Annotated in this window: 3 protein-coding genes; 1 reads left to right on the top strand and 2 read right to left on the bottom strand. The window is 75.8% G+C overall.

The features are described 5' to 3' along the window. Positions 1–71 precede the first annotated feature (71 nt). Positions 72–1,250 (top strand): class I SAM-dependent methyltransferase, encoded by a 1,179-nt coding sequence (locus E0D90_RS23630; protein WP_130800013.1) that lies wholly within the window; start codon positions 72–74, stop codon positions 1,248–1,250. 50 nt (positions 1,251–1,300) lie between these two features. On the opposite strand, the gene E0D90_RS23625 is transcribed toward E0D90_RS23630, so the two are convergent. Further along, the gene (locus E0D90_RS23625; protein ID WP_130800012.1) at positions 1,301–2,791 is read right to left on the bottom strand and encodes a hypothetical protein; all 1,491 of its coding nucleotides are present in this window, start codon (positions 2,789–2,791) and stop codon (positions 1,301–1,303) included. Then, on the bottom strand, positions 2,781–4,812 hold a 2,032-nt coding region (locus E0D90_RS26810), incomplete at its 5' end, for an amino acid adenylation domain-containing protein (RefSeq protein WP_157996930.1). The genes E0D90_RS26810 and E0D90_RS23625, both read right to left, overlap by 11 nt.

Raw genomic sequence — 4,812 nt, 5'->3', positions numbered from 1 at the left:
ACCCCGCCCCGGGAACCGCGCCCGACGCCCCCGGCGGCGACGACGCCGACGGCACCGCCGCGTTCGCCGCACTGCTGAGCGGCCCCGGCCGCGCCCTGCTGGACAGCCTCGGCACCGGGCATCGCGCCGAGGACGAGATCGCCCTGGTCACCCGACTCCGCCGCGACCACCCCGCGGAACTGGTCTCCGCCGCCCTCGCCCAGGCCGCACTGCGCCGCCGGGCGGTGGCCAAGTTCGGGGCGGAGGACGCCGCCCGGATGTTCTTCACCGCCGACGGCGTGGAACAGGCGACCCGCGCCGGAGTGGCGCGCCGGCGGGCCGAGCGGTTCGCCGCACTCGGCGTGCGCCGGGTGGCCGACCTCTGCTGCGGCATCGGCGGCGACGCCCTGGCCCTGGCCCGCGCCGGCATCCGTGTCCTCGCCGTCGACCGCTCCCCGCTCGCCTGCGCCGCGGCGCGCGCCAACGCGGAGGCGCTGGGCCTCTCGGAGCTGGTCGAGGTCCGGCAGGCCGATGTCACCACCACCGGGCTGGACGACTGCGACGCGCTCTTCGTCGACCCCGCCCGCCGCGCCGGGGGCAGCCGCCGGTTCGACCCCGAGGCGTACTCACCCCCGCTCTCCTGGGCGCTGGCGACGGCCCGGAGCATGCCGGTGGCGGCGCTGAAGACCGGGCCGGGCATCGACCACCAGGACATCCCGGCCGACGTCGAGGCCGAATGGGTCTCCGACGGCGGCGCCGTCAAGGAGGCGGTGCTGTGGTTCGGCGCCGGCGACGCCGGCCGCTACCGCGCCACGCTGCTGCCCGCCGGGGACACCCTGCTCGCCGCCGGCCTGCCCGACCCGCCCGCCGGGGCGCCGGGCCGCTACCTCTACGAGCCGGACGGCGCGGTGATCCGCGCGCACGCGGTCGCCGACGTCGCCCGGGAGGTCGGCGGCCGGCTGCTGGACCCCGCCATCGCCTACGTCACGGCCGACACCCTCACCCCGACGCGGTACGCCGACGCCTACGAGATCACGGACGTCCTGCCGTTCGGCCTGAAGCGGCTGAAGGCGCTGCTGCGCGAACGGTCCATCGGCAACCTCACCATCAAGAAGCGCGGCTTCGCGATGACCCCGGAGGAACTGCGCTCCAAGTTGCGGCTCGACTCCCGCCGTCACAAGGGCGCCGCCACCCTCTTCCTCACCCGCGCCGACGGCGCCCCGCTGATGCTGCTGGGCCACCCGGTCTCCGGGCCCGCGTCCGGCCGCTGAGGACGGCCGCTGAGGACGGCGCGCCCGCTGCCCGGCGCTCAGCGGTCGGCTCAGGACTCCAGCGTGCGGGTGAAGTCGCCGCGGCGGACGCGCTGGGTCAGCGTCTCGTCGCCGAAGGCGCCGTACCCGCTGGCCGCCCACAGGCTGTGCTCGGAGGGCACCTCGAAGTAGGGCATGTCACGCCCGTCGTGCCGGACGGTCAGCACCTCGGGCGGACGGTGGTCCGCGATGGCGCGGGCGCAGCGCGCGCAGGCGGGAACCGACAGGGAGCTGGTGCGGCCCAGCAGCCGCCAGCGAACCGGACGGTCGGAGACACCGTGCAGCGGCTGGAAGAAGCAGAGACGGCCCGCCGCGTCCCCGCCGGGCTCCAGCGCCGCGCGACCCTCCGCCAGCAGGGCCAGCACACCGACCAGGTCGGTCGTGGAGCGCGCGCGGTCCAGGACCGTGCCGGCCGCCGCGTAGGCGTCCAGCGCGTCCCGAACCGAGACGGCGCGCCGTCCGGCCCCGGGAGTGGCCTCGGAGCGCTTGGCCCGGCCGCCGACACGGCCCCGCCTGCGCCGGCCGGGCTGCCGCGCGCCGTCCTCGCCCGCGCCCGGGCCGTCGTCCGGGCCCGGAGTGTCCGGCGCGGCATCCAGGGCGGTCAGCCGCTCGCCGAACTCCAGGACCTCGCGCTTGGCACGTCGCCGCAGTTCGTCCTCGTCGGCGACCCGGGCGGTCTCGAAGACATTGCTGGGCATGGTGTACCGGACGCCGCGCCGGCGCCGCAGTGCCACCAGCGTGACGCCGACGGCGAGCAGCGGAACCACCACGAGCGCGACGGTGAGCAGCGGGAAACCCCCGCCGGAGGCGCCGGAGCCTGCCGACGGCTCGTCGGTGGGCGGCAGACCGGCGCGCAGCTCGTCCATGAGCTCGTCGTACCGGGCCTGGCCCTCTCCGTCGACAATGAGCTCGACGGCGTCCTCCAGCCGGTCGTACAGCGGCGCCTGGTAGGCGTTGCCGCCCATGTTGACCGCACGCACCGCCGACGCGGCCTCGTGTTCGTCGGCGGGCCACTCGAAGCCGCGCAGATGGCGGGTGCCACCGGAGTCGCTGGTGGTGATCGCGATGAACGGGTCCTGGGCGCCGACGCCGAGCAGGTCCCGGACCACTTCCAGCATCGTGTCGGGGCTGCCGCCCCAGGCGTCCCCCTCGACCAGCGGCACCAGGACGACGTGGATGGGCAGCCCGCTCTCCTCGATCCGCTCGGTCAGCTCGGCCTGCCGCTCCACGGGCAGCGAGGGAGCGAAGACCGGGTCGACGTGGACCGGTGACTCACCCAGGGCGGTCGCGATCCGCTGGGCGGCGCTCGCCTCCTCGTCGTCGGCGTGTGCGGCGCCGCCGGTCGCCGTCAGCAGCAGCGCGGCGAGAGTGACCAGCACGGCGCGGCGGGCGAGCGCCCGGGCGCCGGAGCGGGACCGGGAGCGGGAGCGGGAGCGGGGCCGGTGCGCCGTTCCGCCGCTCCGGTGCGAGCCCGCGCCGGAGCGGTTTCGGTCAGTGGACACCTCGTGCCTCCCGTGCCTGGCGGATCATGCGCTCGATGGACAGTCCCGCCGCGCCGCCGGACCCGAGCGGTCCGGTCAGCCGGTGGTACGGCTGCCAGCGGGCGGAACCGAACGGTGAACCCGGGTACGGCCGGACGGGCGGTCGGCCGTCCGGTGCCGGGTCGCCGCCCGGCTCACGGCGGAGTTCCAGGGTGCGTCGGCTGACGTTCTGGATGCGGCGGCGCTCCGTCCCACGGAAGCGGACGTCACAGGCGCCGCAGAGGGACCGGTCGCGGAGCGGTTCGGAGGGCAGGAAGACCAGCCGGCGGCGGGCGGTCGCCACCCCGTGCAGCGGGTTGACGGAACACATCCGGTCCGCCTGCCGCCGGGCCCCCCGTTCCAGCGCCGCGCCCCCGGCGCGCAGCAGCACCAGGGCGAGGACGAGATCCTGCTGCGGGGTGTCGGGATCGACCCGCCCGTCGCCGTCGGCGTCCAGCAGCAGGGTGGCGGCGTCGAGGCTCTGGAACGCCCTGCGGCGGGCCGGTTCGGAGACGCCTTCGCTCTTCTCCTCGTAGGCGGCCGCGAGGCGGACCAGTTCGCCGTGGGTGGCGCGGCGCAGCCAGCGCAGGCGCGGCCGGTGCTGTGCGGCCAGGGCCCGGCCGGGGCCGGAGCCCGCCTGTTTCAGCAGTTCGCGCCGCGCGACACGTTGCGGGGCACGCCAGGAGGCGACGCCGAAGAGCACGCCGTGGACGGCGCCCGCCGCGGTGGGGCCGGCGAAGGCTCCCACGAGCAGGCCGGGGAAGAAGTCGCCCGCGTAGAGCGAGTCGAGCCGGACGCGTTCCTCCTGGGAGAGCGGCGCGTCGTCCAGGGAGGGGGCGCGCGGGGGGAGGGAGGTGTCCGGCTCGGTGGTCTCCAGCGCGGTCAGCAAGGCGTCGAGCAGTTCCGGTGCCCCGGCGTCCAGATCGGCGTCGCGGACGTCGCGGACCGCCTGCTGGACGTCGCGGCCGATCCGGGGCCCGTACTCGGCCAGCCGGATGTCCCGGCCACGCTGGTCCATGATCGCGTAGAGGGCATCGTCCCCGAGTTCCTGCTGCAGGAGGGCGGCGAGGTACTCGGAGCGGTAGTAGGACTCGGAGGCGAAGTCGTTGGGCACCGCGACCACGTACAGCGGCATCGGCAGTTCCTCGATCCGCTCGGCCAGCTCGCGTTCCTCCGCGGTGGTCAGCAGCGGCGGGAGCTCGGGGTCGAGGAACAGGGGCTGCTCGCGCAACCCGGCGGCCACGCGTTCGGAGCGCGCCGTGAGGTCCTGCTCGGTGGGCAGCGGGGCGTCGGAGGTGACCGTCTGGTCGAAGACGACCGGGGCGCCCAAGCCGATCACCACGGCCAGCACCACGGCGGCCGGAGTGGCGTCCCGCAGCGGGCGCGGTCCCCGCCCGGTGAGGTGCCGCGTCGACCACACGACGCCGATCAGCAGCAGCGGCACCCCGGTCAGCGCCAGGCCGGTGACGAACGCCTGGTTCCGGCGGTCGGTGCGGCTGATGAACATGTCGTCGGGACGGTCGTCGTAGCCGCGTTCGCGGGCGGCGGTCGCGCGTTCCTCGGCCTCACCGGAGAGCAGGACGTCGACGAAGTGGGTGAACGTCCGCAGCCGGCCGGCGTCGCGCGGCACCTCGCCCTGGGTGGCGAAGGCCGCGTGCCGGGCCGGGACACCGGAGCCGAAGGCGGCCGCCTCCAGGCGGGAACCGACCATCGCGACGTACAGGCCGTCCTCGCCGTGCCGTTCGTGGACCGTGGCGAGGAGCGTTTCGGCGTTGGCGGTGACGGAGCCGCCCGGGAGGATCAGCAGGAAGGTCGGGACGCCGGTCCGTTCCATCTGCTCCTCGAACAGCGGGGCCGCCGAGCGCGGGGCGTCGCGCGGGACGCTGTCGGAGATGTGCAGCGGGTTCTCGGCCAGCCGTTCCGCGAAATACGCGGCCTGACTGCGGATCGCCGGCTCGGGGTCGGCATCGGCATCGAGTTCGGGAGCGGGGTCGGGCTCGGGG

The organism is Streptomyces otsuchiensis, from assembly GCF_004305975.1.
Classification (GTDB): Bacteria; Actinomycetota; Actinomycetes; order Streptomycetales; family Streptomycetaceae; genus Streptomyces; species Streptomyces otsuchiensis.
Note: the sequence above shows the minus strand (reverse complement) of the source record. Positions and strands in the feature narration are given on the sequence as shown.